Below are 16,072 nucleotides of genomic sequence, written 5' to 3' on the forward strand. Positions count from 1 at the left end.
TGTATCCAAATGTCAGAATGTTGTAGCCATCTTTCAGAAAATCGATGATCTCGTATTTTGCAAGCCGCGGTACTTTTCAAAAAAGATCCTCTGCCACGAAATAGATATAGTATTCACGAAATAAGTAGGGTGTTAAAGCTTCGGGATGATCAGTCAAACTGTCCCATATACAAACGATAGTATTTACCTTTTTGCTTTAACAATTCTGTATGGGAACCGAACTCGGTGATTCTCCCTTTTTCGATCAGACAGATGACGTCGGCATTCTTAATGGTTGAGAGTCTATGGGCAATGACGAAGCTTGTTTTGTTTTGCATTAACCGGTCAATACCTTCCTGAATAGCGATTTCAGTTCGTGTATCGATCGAGCTGGTCGCTTCATCCAATATTAAGATTGGCGTATTGGCTATAGTTGCCCGGGCGATGTTAATTAACTGCCGTTGTCCCTGACTCAGATTGGCTCCATCATTGGTCAATTCGGTTTTATACCCTTGCGGCAATTGCATGATAAAGCTATCTGCTGCGGCAAGCTTCGCTGCCGCTATCACTTCATCATCTGTTGCGTTGAGCCGGCCATACCGGATGTTTTCCATAACCGAATCGGTAAACAAATGGGTGTCCTGAAATACAATAGATAGTTTTTTACGCAGTTCATTGCGATCCAGCTTAAAAATCGATGTCTTATCTAACAGAATATCCCCGGATAGCAAAGGGTAGAAGCGAGGCAGCAAATTGATAATTGTCGACTTGCCGGCACCAGTTGCACCCACAAAAGCGATCTTTTGACCTGGTTTTACGTCGATGTCGATATCAAATAAAACCTGTTTTTCCGGTACATAACCAAAATTTACATGCGATAGTGTCACTTGGCCCTGCACCGGTGCCGGCATTGGCTGCGGATCGACCGTTTCACTTTCAGGCGCCGTATCAATAACGGCAAAAATACGTTCTGCGCCTGCCAACGCTGCCTGTAGGCTATTGTATTGGCTGGAAATCTCATTGACAGGCCGTCCAAATTGCCGTGCATACTGTAAAAATGCAGTTAATCCCCCTAAATCGAATCCACGTGTGATCACTAGAATACCACCTGCGATGGTGGTCAACGCGTAGTTAATGGTGCTCATATTCGCCATCAAAGGCATCATCATGCCAGAATAAAACTGTGCCTTTGTTGCTTTTTCCCGGAGCACTTGATTAAGCTGTTCAAATTGTTCGATGGCGGCGTTTTCGTGCCCGAAGACCTTCACCACCTTTTGTCCGCTGATCATTTCCTCTACATAGCCATTGGCATTGCCGAGTGCAGCTTGGTTAGCGGCAAAAAAACGCTTGCTTTTGTTGATGATCAGTTTCGCCAGATATAACATCAGTGGGATCATGATCAATGCAATAATAGATAGGATAGGGCTGATATACAGCATGAGACCGAGTGTCCCCAACAAGGTAATTGAGCTGATTAAAAGCTGTGTAATGCTATTATTTAGGGCGTCGCTTACGGTATCCATGTCATTGGTGAAGCGACTCATCAGATCACCATGTTGATGGGTATCGTAAAACTGTAAAGGTAGGTACTGCATGCGGTCGAACAGCTCATTTCGGAGGTTTGAAATCGTTTTCTGCGCAACTTTTATGGTCAGCCGGTATTGCAACATGTTGAAAATTCCTGTAGCGATATAAATTCCGATCATGACGAGGGCGATATGTCCTAGACCAACAATATCTTTTTTAAGTACATAATTGTTGATTGCAGGCCGTAAAAGGTAGTTGCCCGCTAGTGTTCCCGCAGTTCCCAGCAAAAGTGAAATTAAAATCAGCAGGAGCATCAGCCGTTGCGAAGACAGGTAGCGCATCAATCGCCATAGAGCTCTAAATCCCTGTTGAGGCTTTTCATTTTTAATGCGTCTTGAACTTCCGGGGCCGGGTAAACTCACGGGAATGGATTTGTTTGATGTACTCATTAGGCTTCTTCTTTTTGCAGGTGTTGGGACTGATAAATTTCCTGATAGATGGTATTTGTTTGCAGAAGTACCTCGTGTGATCCGGAACCGACAATGCGGCCTTCTTCCATGACCAATATTTGGTCGGCGTGCATGACGCTGGAAATACGCTGTGCAATAATCAATTGTGTGGTATCCTGCAGATAATTTTTTAAACCTTCACGTATTTTCCGGTCGGTGTCGATGTCCACAGCACTTGTGCTGTCGTCCATAATCAAGATTTTAGGTTTCTTCAATAAAGCCCTGGCAATACATATGCGTTGTTTTTGTCCTCCTGAAACATTGACGCCTCCTTGTCCTAGTAGCGTGTGATATCCGGTGGGGAAGGAGCGTATAAAATCGTCTGCACAGGCAATCCTGGCAGCAGCATAAATATCCTCATCCGTTGCCTGCTCATTTCCCCATTTGAGATTTTCTAAAATAGTTCCTGAAAAAAGTTGATTTTGCTGCAAGACAATCGCAATCTGGCTGCGCAGTTCCTGTAGCTGGTAATTTCTGACATCGATGCCATCGACCAGCACGCTACCTTCAGACACATCATACAGTCGTGGGATTAATTGTACCAACGTGCTCTTTCCGGAACCTGTGCCACCTATGATAGCTAAGGTATTCGCAGGCTTCACGTCGAAGCTAATGTTGTCGAGGTTGGGTTTCTCACTTTGTTTGTTGTACCGAAAAGTAACTTGCTGAAAGGCGATCCGTCCTGCTGTGATAGCGTATTTGTTTTGGAGACCTTCCACCGTATCCGTTAAGGAAGGCTGTTTCTCTAAAACTTCTTCAATTCTATCACCCGAAGCGATTGCCCTTGAAATCATCATGAAAGTCAATGAGAGCAACATCAAAGAAATAAGGATCTGCGTGATATAACTTAGAAAGGACATCAGTCCACCAAGCGCAAGTGTTCCGGTCATTACTTTCTGTCCGCCAAACCAGGTTACGGCAACAAGCGACAAGCCCATCACCAATTGCATGACAGGCATAATAAGGACAACGATGCTTGAAGCTTTGGTCGCAACATCCATCAGGTCGAAATTGACTTTGTCGAATTTCTTTTTCTCAAAGTCTTGACGTACAAAAGCTTTAACCACCCGCACATTGAGTAGATTTTCCTGCACAACACTATTGACACGATCGACCGCCTGCTGCATCTTGATAAAAAAGGGGAGCCCTTTGCGTAATAATATGAAAATGCTTAGGGCCAATATAGGCAACGCAATGGCCATCACGATGGACAGATCCTTATTTATAGAAACCGCAAAGATAATGGCAAAAACCATCATAAGTGGTGCCCTGAGGAGCATACGCAGGCACATCATCATGACTTGCTGCATCATATTGGTGTCGTTGGTGAGCCGCGTAGTAAGCGACGCCGAACTGAAATAATCGGTATCCGCAAAAGCAAAAGATTGTATTTTTCGAAACAGGGCAGTCCGGAGATTCGTCGCAAAACCCACAGATGCATGTGCAGAGTAATAGATGTTGCACAAATTGGCAACGATGGCAACGATAGCTAACCCGATCATGGCCAATCCAATTTTCAAAATGTAATTGATATCTTTATGCAAGATTCCGTCATCGACAATAATAGACATTAGACGAGGTTGTACAATTTCGCAAAACACATCTATTATAACGAAAAAGGGAATAATCAAAAAAGCCTTTCTAAATGACTTGGTATAAGGAGTAAACGTGGAAAGCTTCATCTGCTTGTATATCCATTAAATCATTTAGTCCAGTTTGTATGCCTGAACACTGTTACACCTAACGGTAGGCACATAAAGCATACCCGAAGATTTGTCGTAACCGATATCGGCGGCATTTATCTTCTTGTCCCGAGTATCAATCAATACCGTATTGGAGCCGTCAGGTTTGACATGATAGATCAGTCCTTGCCAGCCCGAAACTACAAATTCGTTGGGTTTAATTTGTACGACACCGTCCAATCCACCTTCCATGCCTTTCGATATCACAGTGGTTTTTTTATCCTGATCTATCTTAACAAGAGCACCATCCGATAACACATACAAGTCTTTGCCGACAGCCAGCAGTCCGTTTGCACCTTTGAGATTTTCGGCATATAGCATAGGGACGTCATTTTCAATGCGATAGACTTTTCCAAGTCGCGTATCACTCACATAAACAATACCCTTTGAGTCAACTGTAATGTCATTGAGCAGCTCAGCACCATCGATGGTAATTCTTTTAACGATGCTTGCTTTATCTATATCGATGACGGCAATCGATTTAGCGAATGCTTCTGCTGCATAGAGCCGGTTTTTGTGGATTCCTATGCCCAAAACAGCATTTAATCCTGTCACCCAATCTTTTTTGATAAATTTTCCGTCCATATCCAGTTTACTGATGAATGCCGTTGTGTTAGGTTCGAAAGCAATCGTATTTGATACATAGAGTACTTTGTTTTTGGCATCTACCCACACGGACTCTGGAGATCTTAGGGTAGTGTCCGATTGCCATTGAGACGTTAAAGACTTCTGTCCAAACAGGACTTGTACAAACATGATAAGGGTTAATGTTAACGTAATTTTCATAGAAAATCGGATTGGTGTTTATATTAGTTTAATTTATTCGAGTTAAAAAACGACTACTCAAATGAACTTTTGGTCTTCTGTTAAAGAAGAAATAGTTGTAGTCAAAAAAATCGACCATTGAGCTCCTTTAATATACAGCATTTAGATCGTATTGTTTTCTTTTTTCGAAAGAAAATCTTGTCAGATCGCTTAGATCAATTACTGCTTTATAATTCAATTGCTGTAATATTGCTGATCTACAGTTTTGCAATAATAGACCAACCTCCCCACAATAAGTCAACTTTTAACGAACACAATTGGTTTATATAGTTTAATAGTACGGCCGAATCTTCGTTATGAAGATTCGGTTTTTTATAGGGTTTTATTATCCGATCAGAAAAGCACTTTTCATTTTCAATCCAGACTTTCTTTAGTAACTTTAATCTATAATGAAAGTTGCGCTTACCGTTTATAAAACTTCGCAGCATACGTTTTGTCTTGTACAGCGTTGGTCGGCAAGGTTGTCATGTACCATCCTTGGTCCTAGGTCCAAGGGTATTCATCGACCTAAATTCAGACGATGTTGGGCTGGTTTCGTGTAGCTATAGATTGTCATGTTTCAAAAAAAAATAAAAAAAATGCTCTTTATAATTTTATTCATCGTGGCGGTAGTCGCCGCAGGTGTAGCCTATTATTTATTCACCAATGGTAATGTTAAAGTAGATATGGCCTTGAAGTCAGCTACGCTATATGATTTTAAAGTGAAGGGGTTGGATGGCTCGTCCATCGATTTTGCGCAATTTAAAGGTAAAAAGATACTTGTTGTAAACACCGCTTCTAAATGTGGGTTTACACCACAGTACGAGGGACTTGAACGTTTGTATAAAAGATTCAGTGATAAGTTGGTCATTGTAGGTTTTCCATCAAATGATTTTTTGGACCAAGAACCTGGTAAAGATGCCGAAATAGCTGCTTTTTGTCAACGGAATTACGGCGTAACTTTTCCGATGGCAGCAAAGATTGATGTTAAAGGAAAGCGGCAAGCGCCTATTTATCAGTGGTTAACCAATAAAAGCTTGAACGGCGTAGAAAGTTCTGCTGTCCTGTGGAATTTTCAGAAATATCTGATCGATGAAAACGGCAGGCTTATCAAGCATTTTCCTCCAAAAACAGATCCTGAAGATCCAGCAATTGTAGCGCTGATCGATTAGTATTAATTTGAGTAGAATCCTAATTTTCTACGTAATTCGGTATGGTCCATTTTGCCATATGCCAATTTACTTTATACGGATAGGATTCATAAAATGAGTCATCCTCCGTTATTGTAAAACCCTGTTCAGCATTGACTTTAGCCTCCCGCATGATTTTTTCGGCATTGACGGCATCATAGTGATAGCGGTAAGCACCGTTTTTGAGGTATTTTTCTATGATGACTTCTTGCTTGGTTTGACTGCATCCCGATGAAAATACTAGTAACAATAGGAGTGAAGAAATTATTTTCATATTTTATTTATATTAGAAAATATTTTGTTGTACCAGACATAACGTCTTGGAATTATCGCCAGCGAACTCTTTTTTTGCTCGCTTCAAGCCCCAAGGCCATCTTACCGGATCCGGGAGGTGCTACCACATGTAAATGACCATCTTTAAGATACTCCAATAATTTTCGAAGTACCCGTAATTGGTATTTGCGCCGTGAATATTTGAATTTAATTGCTTTAGGGTATTTAGTCAATAGATTCGGATAATTTAAAATTTACACCATATTGCAGCGCAATATACTAATTTTAGTTGCAAATGCGATTTGCAGGAAAGGCTTGTGAAATTACCTCTATTGACCTCGAATGTAAGCGACTCACCTCTTGTACCTGAACAGTGCTATGTCCGTGCTTGATCTGTACAGCCTCCAAAAATAGGCTAGTTTTAAGCTCTGAATTTTAGCAAGATGTTCGTTAAAAGTGAATAATAGACGGGGGGATTTTGGCACCGTTTTTATCTGCTGTTAGGCTTATTGGAAGGCATAATAATTACTATTCGCCGAGATTGACTTTATATTCGTGTATCAGTGCCAGAAAATAACTTGATATCTTTGTAAGCGTACTTGAAGGAGTTATCAATGCATAAACAAAACGTTATCTCGGTTATATTATTCATAAAACCAAGAAATCAGCAACAGCAATTATAAAATACGAAGTAATATGGGAAAAATTATATTCAGATTTTGGTTGGTTAATGTATTGATAAGTTTCGCGCTATTTATACTGTACCGACTTGTTATCGCAGAGACGGATACGGCTGCTACGGGATTTCTGGAGACAATCATCGTTATTCTGGATATTATTGTCAATTTGGGTTTTTCAACAATATATCTTTTCGCGGTGACTTTATGTTCCTTACTATTTTTTCTAAATCATATCGAAAAAATTCGCCGTAATAAAGCATTATCGTTTTTGACATTTTCGGGAATACCGGCTGTGTGCCTGGTCTTACTGATCATTTATATTTTGGTTGGATTTTATAAATATCATATGGTTCTTGACCCGTTAAAAATGCTGCTTCTGTTCTCCATTATTTATCTAGCCAGCACCATCTTAGAATTTATCCTATTCCGGAAAATAATCAAAAAACAGCAGGCTGGCCCGAAAGTTCAGCAATAAACCGCATTATTATGTTATCCCTTCCTGGCGTATCTACTGTCCTTTACAAAAAAACGCAGGGGTAGGACTGCGTGCTCCTGAGCATAAGCGATACCGATTCGTGCTGCTTTTCCGATTTGTGCTGAACTGTATTTTATTCCCTGATCTTCAACCCATATGCTATCACCGGTCAATAATACGCCATTAAATGAAGCGTCAATTCCCAAAGCTTTAGCCGTAGATCCCGGTCCGTTGGAGAAGGAGGGTTTTTCGGGCCGCACGGGTCTCCGCAATGCCATTACGTCAATGCCAACCAACGGTTCAATCCCTCTAATTAGAACGCATTGGGGATCGTCTGCTACAGAAGTCACAATATTCAACAGATGGTGAATACCATAACAGAGGTATACATAGGCGACGCCACCGTCCTTGTACATCGGCTCGGTTCTCGATGTTCTCTTTCCGTTAAATGCATGGGATGCTTTATCCATAATGCCAAAGTAAGCTTCGGTTTCGACAATTCTACCCGCTGTTACCAGGCCATCTTTTTGCGTATAGAGAACTTTTCCTAACAGATCTTCCGCCAGGAAGATGGTATTTGTATTAGTATAATAAGATTGAGGTAGTTTAACCATTCTTTATCCTTCAAACTGTCAACGATTATGTTCGTCGCATGACGGTGATTAAATATAGGGAAAATCATTTGATTCACTATTCATTAGCCAATCAAATGATTTCAAGGCTTATATTCCGAAGCAGATGAAAAACCTGTTTATCTTAATTTTCGTGTTTCCTTAGCAGATGTTATTGGTAAGACGGCGCAGTTTGAGAAACAATAAGTACAGTATCTGTTGTGTAGATTATTTTAAAAAGCTATTCAGGAAACCTAAAATGACACTTGTCTGGCTCATCAGACTGACATGGCCCTGTCCTGGGATAATGGCTAATTGGGATTTCGGCATTTGTCCAAAGTCACCAACTACTGCACCGCCCAATAATTGATATGTTTTTACCAGCTCGATCTTGTCTAGACCGTCGTTGTCTCCAGCAATCAAGAGTACAGGTGAAGATATTTTGGCAATATTTGCGTCTCCCAGATCATATGGTTGCTGTGCCAATGAGATCATCTGTTCCAAAAATTTTGTCCACTTTGTTTTGTCGGGAGCAACGGTTTCATAGGCTTGCTGCATCGGACTATTTTCAAATAATGCTGGTTTCATGTTCTGGAAGGCTTTGTTAATTTCCGGCATCCATCCCTTACTTTTATAGGTAGCAGAAATAATGACTAATTCATCTAAGCGCTTCGGATACTGAATGGCAAATTGGTAAGCTACTGCCCCTCCAAAGCTGTAGCCAAGCACTGCAGCATGTTCAATTTTCAGATAATCCATCACTTTGGCAACATCAGCTGCAAGTATGGCGTGGTCAAATTTTCTATCAGAATAGGGTGAATGGCCATGGCCCTGCAACTCAATGGCGATGACTTTCCTGTTTTTTGACAGTTCGGGTATGAGCTGACTCCAGTTGGTGCTGATGGTCATAAAAGCGCCGTGTAATAATACAATCGGTTTTCCAGTACCATAAACTTCATAATATACCTTGCTGTCCTTAAGGTGTACTAAACCTTGAGCCGAGGGTTTAATTTGGGCATAAGATTGCATAACAGTAATCATCATAATGATATAAAGTAATGATTTAAAAATAGTATTGGTTTTGATACGTGTGTTCATAACGAATTTATTTAAAATGTACATGACAAATATCATTACGATTTCCCAGGAAGATACTGTGGAAATACGACAAATATAGGGGCGATTGCGTCAGAAACGCAAGCAGACAGTTCGTTAAAAAAAGATCGGAGCGCGATAATACCGAGGGGAGGATTTCGTATCGTCGGGGCAGTTGAGGTGTAATTAAGAAAGACAGGAACCAATATCCTACACCAGCCCCTGTGTTTTGCTATTCTTTCAACTTATCTTTTACACTTTTAGCATGATCTAAGTGGTTTCTAAGTGTTGGTAGAGTTTTATCTACAAACGCTTTCAGCTCGGTATCTTTAAGGTTTTTACTAGCGTCCTCAAACAGCTTGATATCCTTTTCATGGTCTTTAACCATATCTTCGATATACGATTTATCGAAGTCTCCGGGCGACTTTTTGGACAATTCATCCTTCAAATTTTGCTCATCTGTACCCAAGGTGGCTGGTAGCGTGATATTTTTTGCTTGTGCAAGCGTGGCAAGTTCATCATTTGCTTTGGAATGATCTTTAACCATCATTTCGCCGAAGGCTTTTACATCTAGATGCTGGCCTTTTTCCTTTGCCAGTTTTCCAAGTTCTACCTCAGCCATGCCACCGTTCGCTGCTTCAGTAACGAATTTTGCATCGTCTTCACTGACTGCAACAGGCGTCGTTGCCGTATTATTATCGTCTATGTTTTTTGGTGCTTTTGTTTCGTTGATACTGTCGGCTGTTTTTTTGCTGTCGTTATTTGCATTGCTGCAACTTTGGACAGCAACAATAGAAAATGCAATTGCTAGGGTCAAAAATATTCTTTTCATGATCTTATGAGTTTTGATTTCTAGATAAACAGTGGTCAAAACAGTATCGTTTCAAAAAAATGACCAACACAACTATTTCATATTACATTAACACCTCTTTTAGCTTCAAAAATTTAATGGTGATACCCAGCTGACCCAGATGGTAAAAATCGTGATGGATAAGGCCTGTCAGGAGGTATTTGAGATTATGCGGGAAATCAGGATTCGCATGTTTATAGGGTTGTTCGAGGAAGGAATCGTCTTTGCCGTTGAGAAAGTGAATAACTTGTCGCTGACTATCCCAGAAATCTTCCAACAGCTTTTTCCAACCTGTTGTCTTCAGTTCGTCATTCGTTCGCCAATTCCTAGCTTCGTTCATTTCGAGTCCCCGTGGATTTCCCCTCAAACGGCTCAGAACCTCCTTACGCCATTCAATGAGATGCGACATCAGTTCCGCTACACTGTGCATTTCTGGGATAGGACGCTCATAAACAGATGATTCGGTCGCCGTAGCTAATTTTTTTTCAAAATTTTCATCGATCCATAGATCGGCGTGCTCCACATCCTTTAATTGCTGAATGATATCTTTTATCAGAATAGTGCTCATAATGACTTAGTTTTAAAATGATTAAGTTTGAGATTTTAGAAAGTAAACCAAACTATACAGGAATTAGTTTTAACCAATTGTGCATTCGTTTAAAATGCTAACATTGTACTGAAGAATTTCAGCTAGCAACGCTGGAATAGTTGCGGTGTGAAAAGGTTCTAGGGAAGATGTAATCAGTTGACAAACTATTATTTGCTGAATCTTGTCCTTCTATCGAGATTCCTTAGGAAAGGCAATCGCTTTATGATCCGGGCTCATACCCGCGTTTTATGGTCTCGAACAATCGAATTGAAATGGCTGATCAAAGATCCACAGCACGTCTGTCTATCAACGAATTAATGAAACAGGCTAAATTATTAGAATCCGAAGGCAAACTGGAGGATGCTGTCAAAAACTATCATACAGTTATCGCAAAGGATAAGCTGCATACCGCTGCATATAATCGGCTCATGATTGTATATCATAGGCAGAAAATGTACAAGAAAGAGCTAAGTACGATAAAGAAGGCGCTCGCCGCCTATGAAAATGATCTGTTGAAAGATCAGCGCAAATGGAAGAAGCTGAACGGTGGGACAGCGGACTTAAGTCAGCGTTTGGCCAAAGTACTGGGATTAATGCAGGAGGGTGGCCTCCCAAGATATGAAGAACCGCAAGTCATGGCCTGGAGAAAGCGTTTGGAAAGGGTAGAGCAAGTTATCAAAAAGACAAAGGTGTAAAGACCAAGGCGCTTTAAATTTGTTATAAAATCGTAAACGAAATTGTAGATGCTGCTGTTCAACTATAAAACTCATTAGTTTTAATAAATCGATATTGAGCCGAAACCCATTTTAGAAATGACGATGAAATACATATTCTGCACGGTTGAAACACCTAAAAATTCAAATGCCAAATACAACTATGAGCCAAAATGTGGCGGATTTGTTCTAGCAAAATACCTTCCTTTGGGTTCGGTTTTCCCCTATGATTTCGGTTTTATCCCGGGCACGGTAGGAGAGGATGGTGACCCCTTGGATATTATCGTTATTTCGGAACAAGGGACGTTTCCTGGCTGTATATTGAAATGCAGAATCATTGGTGCAATAAAGGCGATACAGCAGGATAAAGATGGCGACACTGTCGAAAATGACCGGTTTTTGGTTGTGCCAGAGGCTTCAGCCGTCTTTGGTCACATTCATCGTGTCGCCCAATTGCCTGAAACCGTGCTCGATGAACTGCAACAGTTCTTCATAAATTATAATAAACAGGAAGGCAAAAATTTCCAGCCTTTGGAAATTCTAAGTGCTAAAGATGCATGTAAGGCGATAGAAAAAGCAAAAAGTAACAGCCAGCCCATCAAAAAAATTGAACTTTTTCTTCCACTCTACGATGCGTCGGGAACACCCTTCTCCGCTCAACTATTTCAGGATATTAGTAAGCAGCTCATTAAAGACTTTGGTGGGATAACAGCTTATACGCGTGCCCCTGCCATTGGTATATGGGTCGATCCTAAAAAACAGCCAATTAAAGACGAGAATGTGGTTTATGAAATCATGGTTGCTGAAATCGACCATGCCTACTGGAAACAATTCAAGAAAAAACTCGAATTACAATTTGCCCAAAAAGAGTTAGTTATTAGGCAAAGTGAGGTCGGGCTGCTCTAGTCGCTATATTAATACTGTAGATCTGCTGGAATGTAGACCAGTAGGCTTATAGATTTATTTAGTTTGAAGCGTAGGTGAACGGGAAATCAAAATAGAAAATAGATCCCTTATCCTTGGCGCTTTGAACGTGTATCTGTGAACCATGTTTTCGCAGGATTTCTGCGACCAAATATAGGCCGATGCCAAATCCAGATATGTTAGAAGTATTTAGGTTATCCACCCGATAGAATGATTTAAAAATATTCTTTTGATGTTTGGGCTCGATCCCAATCCCTTCATCCTGAACATATATACGTACTTTTTCGCCTATTATCTGCGTGCCAATAATAATCGTTCCGCCGTGGGGAGAGTATTTTATGGCATTGTTAAGTAAGTTGGCAAAAACCTGATCCATTTTGGGCCAGTCAGCTAAAATATGAACGGTAGGATCGCAACGCAGTTCAATGCTGTGCCGATTCGTTTCCAGATCATTAATACAGTCCCGCATTAATTTGTCAAGCTGAAAAGTGGTTTGGTGAAGTTGCAATTTACCTTCGTCTACCTCCGTTATACTTAGAAAATCCGCAATCATGAGCATCATTTTTTTTACTTGGGATTCGATCTTAGTTCCTATCTGGGCACTTTTTTCACCAAATATAGTTGCATGCTGTTGCATCATCTGCGCACTCATCAAGACTGTGGTGAGCGGTGTTTTGAGTTCGTGGCTTGCTACGGATATAAACGTATTTTTTCGCTTCTCTTCCTGCTTTTTTTCGGTGATATCCCGTGCAATTTTTGATACACCAATGATCTCGCCGAGATTGTTTTTTATGGGGGATATCGTCAGCGACAAATCGACCAATTTGCCTGATTTTGTCTGCCGAACAGTTTCAAAATGCTTGATGGAATGCCCCATGCGCATTCGCCCCAGGATATAATCTTCTTCAGAATGCCTATCTCGTGGAATTAATTTTAGGATGGACTGACCGATCATTTCCGCGTTTGAATAACCAAAAAGATTCGTCGCAGCGTCGTTCCAGCTGGTTATAATACCGTCTAGTGTCTTTCCGATAATCGCATCGTAGGATGAGTTAACAATGGCTGCGAGTTCGGCACTTTTTTCTGTCGCTTTTTTCTGATCTGTCACATCCATAAGCGCTCCGATAATCCTGCGCGATTCTTTGCTGCCGCTAAAGAAAGCCGATCCCGTGATTTTTACAAAGGCAATCCCATGTGTGATAGGTCTTATAATGCGGCAGGTAAACTCAAAATGGCCGTCCATTTTATTTTCGCTCAGCCCTTTCATTTGCTGGAAAATAGCGGATTGATCGGCCGGATGGATGAGCGTTATCATCGCTTCTTTCTTTTGGATTGGGGCAGAAAGTTCCAAAATTTCTTGAGCCTGTGGGGAAAGTTGAACTATTCCTTTCGCAGCGTCCCAATCCCAGGTCCCAAGTCCGGTAGAGGCGATGGCAAGGCGAAGTCGCTCTTCCTTCTCCTGCAGGATTGCTGTGAGTTTATCTCTTCTTTTTTCTGCAAGTACGGCTTCCGTAACATCTTTGGTAAAACACATCGAATGGACAAATTCGTCGTCCTTCATCAAAGCACTGGAATTTATAACAACATGCTTTATATCTCCATTTTTGCACCTCAGACTTGCTGGATAATCCTCCACACGTTGATTATTCAAAAGCATGTGTAGGATTATCGAAATGGTATCCTGATCTGTGTGAAAGTCTGCAATGGGGAAACCAATATATTCTTCCTTACGATAACCAAGAAGGTCAAGTTCAGCTTGATTGGCCCAAATAATAACCCCTTCCCGGTTAACCCAATGTAGTGCTAATGATGCACTGTCGATAAAGTCAGTTAGTTCAGTAATCCGGTTGTTGAGCTCGAGATTTTCAATTCGTAATTGTTCTATTTGTTCGGAGCTGTTCATAAAGATGTCGTATGGTGTTATAAAGACAATTATATGGATATAAAACTACTTTAAAAAAGGTAAATGTACGGGTCATCTTAATGATAAATAACAAAAATCGCACTAAACCATGTTTGAAGCTATTTAAAGCAAACAAAAATTGGGTGACGGCAGTTTGAAAATAATAATATCGAATAATTTTAAGTATAATATTTTATGGCGGACAGCAAAAAATAGAGGCTATTATATCCTAGACAATAATAAAACATCAATTTATAATGCCCTTGCTGTCAATCTACTGATAGCGCTGACCAAATTTATCGCCGCATCTTTTACCAACAGTTCTTCTATGATTTCTGAAGGAATTCATTCCACAGTTGATACGGCTAATCAGCTGTTGATATTATATGGATTGAAACGTAGTAAAAAGGCGCCCGACCAGTCTCATCCCTTTGGTTATGGAAAAGAGCTTTATTTTTGGTCCTTTGTGTTTTCTATTCTCATATTCGGTTTGGGTGGAGCGCTGTCCATCTATCAGGGATTGATGCATATACGGGAGCCCGAATTGATGAAAGATCCTTTCTGGAATATATCGTCTTGATTCTCTCGCTTATTTTTGAGGGTACTTCTTTTATTATTGCTGTAAAAGCATTCAACAAAGCCCGAAAGGGGGTTGGCTGGTGGGATGCGATCATTAAAAGCAAAGACCCCTCCAGTTTTCTTGTTGTTTTTGAGGATGGAGCAGCAGTGACGGGACTATTGATTGTCATGATCCTCATGTCGCTAAGCCATTCCCTGCAGATTCCCGAATTGGATGGATTAGCTTCTGTAATTGTTGGGGTGCTGTTGGTTTTTGTTTCGTTTATTCTCGCCAGGGAAAGTCGGAGCTTGCTGTCTACCTATCAGTCTCCTGAAGACGTTATACTGATGCTTATCATTGATTTTAAGGATGATCTTGATACAGAAGATATTACCGAAGCAATTGCCCGCATCCGTACACGCATTAAAACCGAATTTCAATTTATCCATTATGTCATTATCCAACCAGAATAAATTCTATTCATTCAATTCCTGTAAAATTCCGCGCTAAGGGGCGTAACGGCCTGTTGTGATTTTACTGTAGGCTATAGGTAAAGTGAAAAATTTTTATAAACTTCGGAAAGTTTACCAAAGGAGGGAATGGAAAACGTTTCAATTATCGATCAATGAATGGGTATAGAATTTTAGGAATAGCTTTCATTAGTTTTGCAATTATATCCTGTGGAAAAAATGATTTATCACAGGATAATTTAGGTACTGGAGAGGAGGGAAAGAATGGGACTAGCCCGGGACCGGCCCCGGAAAACAAAGTTCCGGAGCTTAGCATATGGCATTGGGGCTCTGAAAGACGTCCTTATGGTATCAACAATGTGATTATGGATGACGCCAGGATGAGGGAAACCATTGACAGCTATATTCAAAATAAAGTTACTCGGGTATATGGCGGATATTCGAAAATTCCTGCACACCCGATACAGAAAGAAAATCTTGCCAAATGGAACAGAAAACTTAAACAACTGGGCATAAAATCTATTTATCTAATCGGAAATGAACAGTGGATATATCCTGAAAATCGTCAAATGATGATAGATTATATTCTGGAATATTACGTTAAATTTAATCTTTCCGTCGATGTAGATGCAAAACTTCAAGGTTTGCATTTGGATCTTGAGCCACATCAGCTAAAAGAATGGAGTGCAGCATCTATACATAGGAAGCGTGAACTTTTGTATTTATTGAAAGATACCTACCGAGATCTTAGGCTAACCTTACTACATTATGGGATGGAAAAGGATGAAATAATGGCTGATATTCCAACTTGGTTTGATGAAATGAGTGCTATCGGCTGGGCATCAGAAATCGAAAAATACAATTGGTTTAACGATACAATGAACTACATCAACGGATTCACCATTATGGCTTATGAATTAGCATCAATACCAACCATCGTTCAGCGTACCAATTGGGAAAGGAATAATTTTAAAGCAAACATTCAAATCGGACTCGATGCTGATGAGATAGGTCGTATCTGGAATAGCAAATCAGCCATAATTAATGCATTGCGGGAAATTAATGTGCAAACCCAAGCGCCAATTGCTGTCCATAATTATACGACATTTATGGAACAATAGCGGTTTCAGGTGAAATTCCATATTTATTAAGGAAATATCTTATTATTAATTGAAACTT

16 protein-coding genes are annotated in these 16,072 nt (G+C 40.4%); 7 read left to right on the top strand and 9 right to left on the bottom strand.

Translation table 11 applies throughout. The annotated features are described in order from the left end of the window. Positions 1-149: 149 nt before the first annotated feature. From AAH582_RS09890 to AAH582_RS09900, 3 genes are read right to left on the bottom strand one after another with little or no spacing between them, the layout of a single operon-like run. Positions 150-1,955 (bottom strand): ABC transporter ATP-binding protein, encoded by a 1,806-nt coding sequence (locus AAH582_RS09890; RefSeq protein WP_343321992.1) that lies wholly within the window; start codon positions 1,953-1,955, stop codon positions 150-152. Further along, a complete protein-coding gene (locus AAH582_RS09895) occupies positions 1,955-3,697 on the bottom strand; it encodes an ABC transporter ATP-binding protein (RefSeq protein ID WP_343321993.1) in 1,743 nt (580 codons plus the stop codon). The genes AAH582_RS09890 and AAH582_RS09895 overlap by 1 nt, the downstream gene beginning before the upstream one ends. Positions 3,698-3,721: 24 nt before the next feature. Next, complete coding sequence (locus tag AAH582_RS09900; RefSeq protein WP_343321994.1) at positions 3,722-4,543, bottom strand: ATP-binding protein; 822 nt, start codon at positions 4,541-4,543, stop codon at positions 3,722-3,724. Between the two features lie 617 nt (positions 4,544-5,160). On the opposite strand from AAH582_RS09900, the gene AAH582_RS09905 reads away from it, so the two are divergent. Next, a complete protein-coding gene (locus AAH582_RS09905; protein ID WP_343321995.1) occupies positions 5,161-5,733 on the top strand; it encodes a glutathione peroxidase in 573 nt (190 codons plus the stop codon). Between the two features lie 19 nt (positions 5,734-5,752). Here the strand turns inward: AAH582_RS09905 and AAH582_RS09910 are convergent, their stop codons facing one another. Beyond that, on the bottom strand, positions 5,753-6,025 hold the full coding sequence (locus AAH582_RS09910) for a hypothetical protein (protein WP_343321996.1): 273 nt from the start codon (positions 6,023-6,025) through the stop codon (positions 5,753-5,755). Positions 6,026-6,720: 695 nt separating this feature from the next. On the opposite strand from AAH582_RS09910, the gene AAH582_RS09915 reads away from it, so the two are divergent. After that, on the top strand, positions 6,721-7,179 hold the full coding sequence (locus tag AAH582_RS09915; RefSeq protein WP_046675940.1) for a hypothetical protein: 459 nt from the start codon (positions 6,721-6,723) through the stop codon (positions 7,177-7,179). Between the two features lie 14 nt (positions 7,180-7,193). Here AAH582_RS09915 and AAH582_RS09920 read toward each other — a convergent pair whose 3' ends face one another. The 4 genes from AAH582_RS09920 to AAH582_RS09935 all read right to left on the bottom strand — a co-directional run bounded on the left by AAH582_RS09920 (position 7,194) and on the right by AAH582_RS09935 (position 10,303). Beyond that, the gene (locus AAH582_RS09920; RefSeq protein WP_343321997.1) at positions 7,194-7,793 is read right to left on the bottom strand and encodes a DNA-3-methyladenine glycosylase; all 600 of its coding nucleotides are present in this window, start codon (positions 7,791-7,793) and stop codon (positions 7,194-7,196) included. A 225-nt stretch (positions 7,794-8,018) separates the two neighbouring features. Next, positions 8,019-8,888: an alpha/beta fold hydrolase gene (locus tag AAH582_RS09925; protein ID WP_343321998.1), complete on the bottom strand. Its 870-nt coding sequence runs from the start codon at positions 8,886-8,888 to the stop codon at positions 8,019-8,021. A gap of 229 nt (positions 8,889-9,117) precedes the next feature. Then, positions 9,118-9,717 (bottom strand): DUF4142 domain-containing protein, encoded by a 600-nt coding sequence (locus AAH582_RS09930; protein ID WP_343321999.1) that lies wholly within the window; start codon positions 9,715-9,717, stop codon positions 9,118-9,120. An 82-nt stretch (positions 9,718-9,799) separates the two neighbouring features. Beyond that, positions 9,800-10,303, bottom strand: a complete 504-nt coding sequence (locus AAH582_RS09935) for a DinB family protein (protein WP_343322000.1) — start codon at positions 10,301-10,303, stop codon at positions 9,800-9,802. Positions 10,304-10,596: 293 nt separating this feature from the next. Between AAH582_RS09935 and AAH582_RS09940 the strand changes: the two genes are divergently transcribed. Then, the gene (locus tag AAH582_RS09940; RefSeq protein WP_156167736.1) at positions 10,597-11,019 is read left to right on the top strand and encodes a hypothetical protein; all 423 of its coding nucleotides are present in this window, start codon (positions 10,597-10,599) and stop codon (positions 11,017-11,019) included. A gap of 123 nt (positions 11,020-11,142) precedes the next feature. Then, entirely contained in the window at positions 11,143-11,943 is an 801-nt protein-coding gene (locus AAH582_RS09945) for an inorganic diphosphatase (protein ID WP_343322001.1), read from the top strand. 58 nt (positions 11,944-12,001) lie between these two features. Here the strand turns inward: AAH582_RS09945 and AAH582_RS09950 are convergent, their stop codons facing one another. Then, complete coding sequence (locus AAH582_RS09950) at positions 12,002-13,864, bottom strand: PAS domain S-box protein (RefSeq protein WP_343322002.1); 1,863 nt, start codon at positions 13,862-13,864, stop codon at positions 12,002-12,004. A 154-nt stretch (positions 13,865-14,018) separates the two neighbouring features. On the opposite strand from AAH582_RS09950, the gene AAH582_RS09955 reads away from it, so the two are divergent. The 3 genes from AAH582_RS09955 to AAH582_RS09965 all read left to right on the top strand — a co-directional run bounded on the left by AAH582_RS09955 (position 14,019) and on the right by AAH582_RS09965 (position 16,014). Next, positions 14,019-14,444: a cation diffusion facilitator family transporter gene (locus AAH582_RS09955; protein WP_343322003.1), complete on the top strand. Its 426-nt coding sequence runs from the start codon at positions 14,019-14,021 to the stop codon at positions 14,442-14,444. Beyond that, positions 14,441-14,896, top strand: a complete 456-nt coding sequence (locus AAH582_RS09960) for a hypothetical protein (protein ID WP_343322004.1) — start codon at positions 14,441-14,443, stop codon at positions 14,894-14,896. Before AAH582_RS09955 ends, AAH582_RS09960 begins: the two co-directional genes overlap by 4 nt. Before the next feature lie 152 nt (positions 14,897-15,048). Further along, positions 15,049-16,014, top strand: coding sequence for a hypothetical protein (locus AAH582_RS09965; RefSeq protein ID WP_343322005.1), 966 nt, complete (start codon positions 15,049-15,051; stop codon positions 16,012-16,014). Positions 16,015-16,072 lie beyond the last annotated feature (58 nt).

The organism is Sphingobacterium multivorum (assembly GCF_039511225.1).
Classification (GTDB): Bacteria; Bacteroidota; Bacteroidia; order Sphingobacteriales; family Sphingobacteriaceae; genus Sphingobacterium.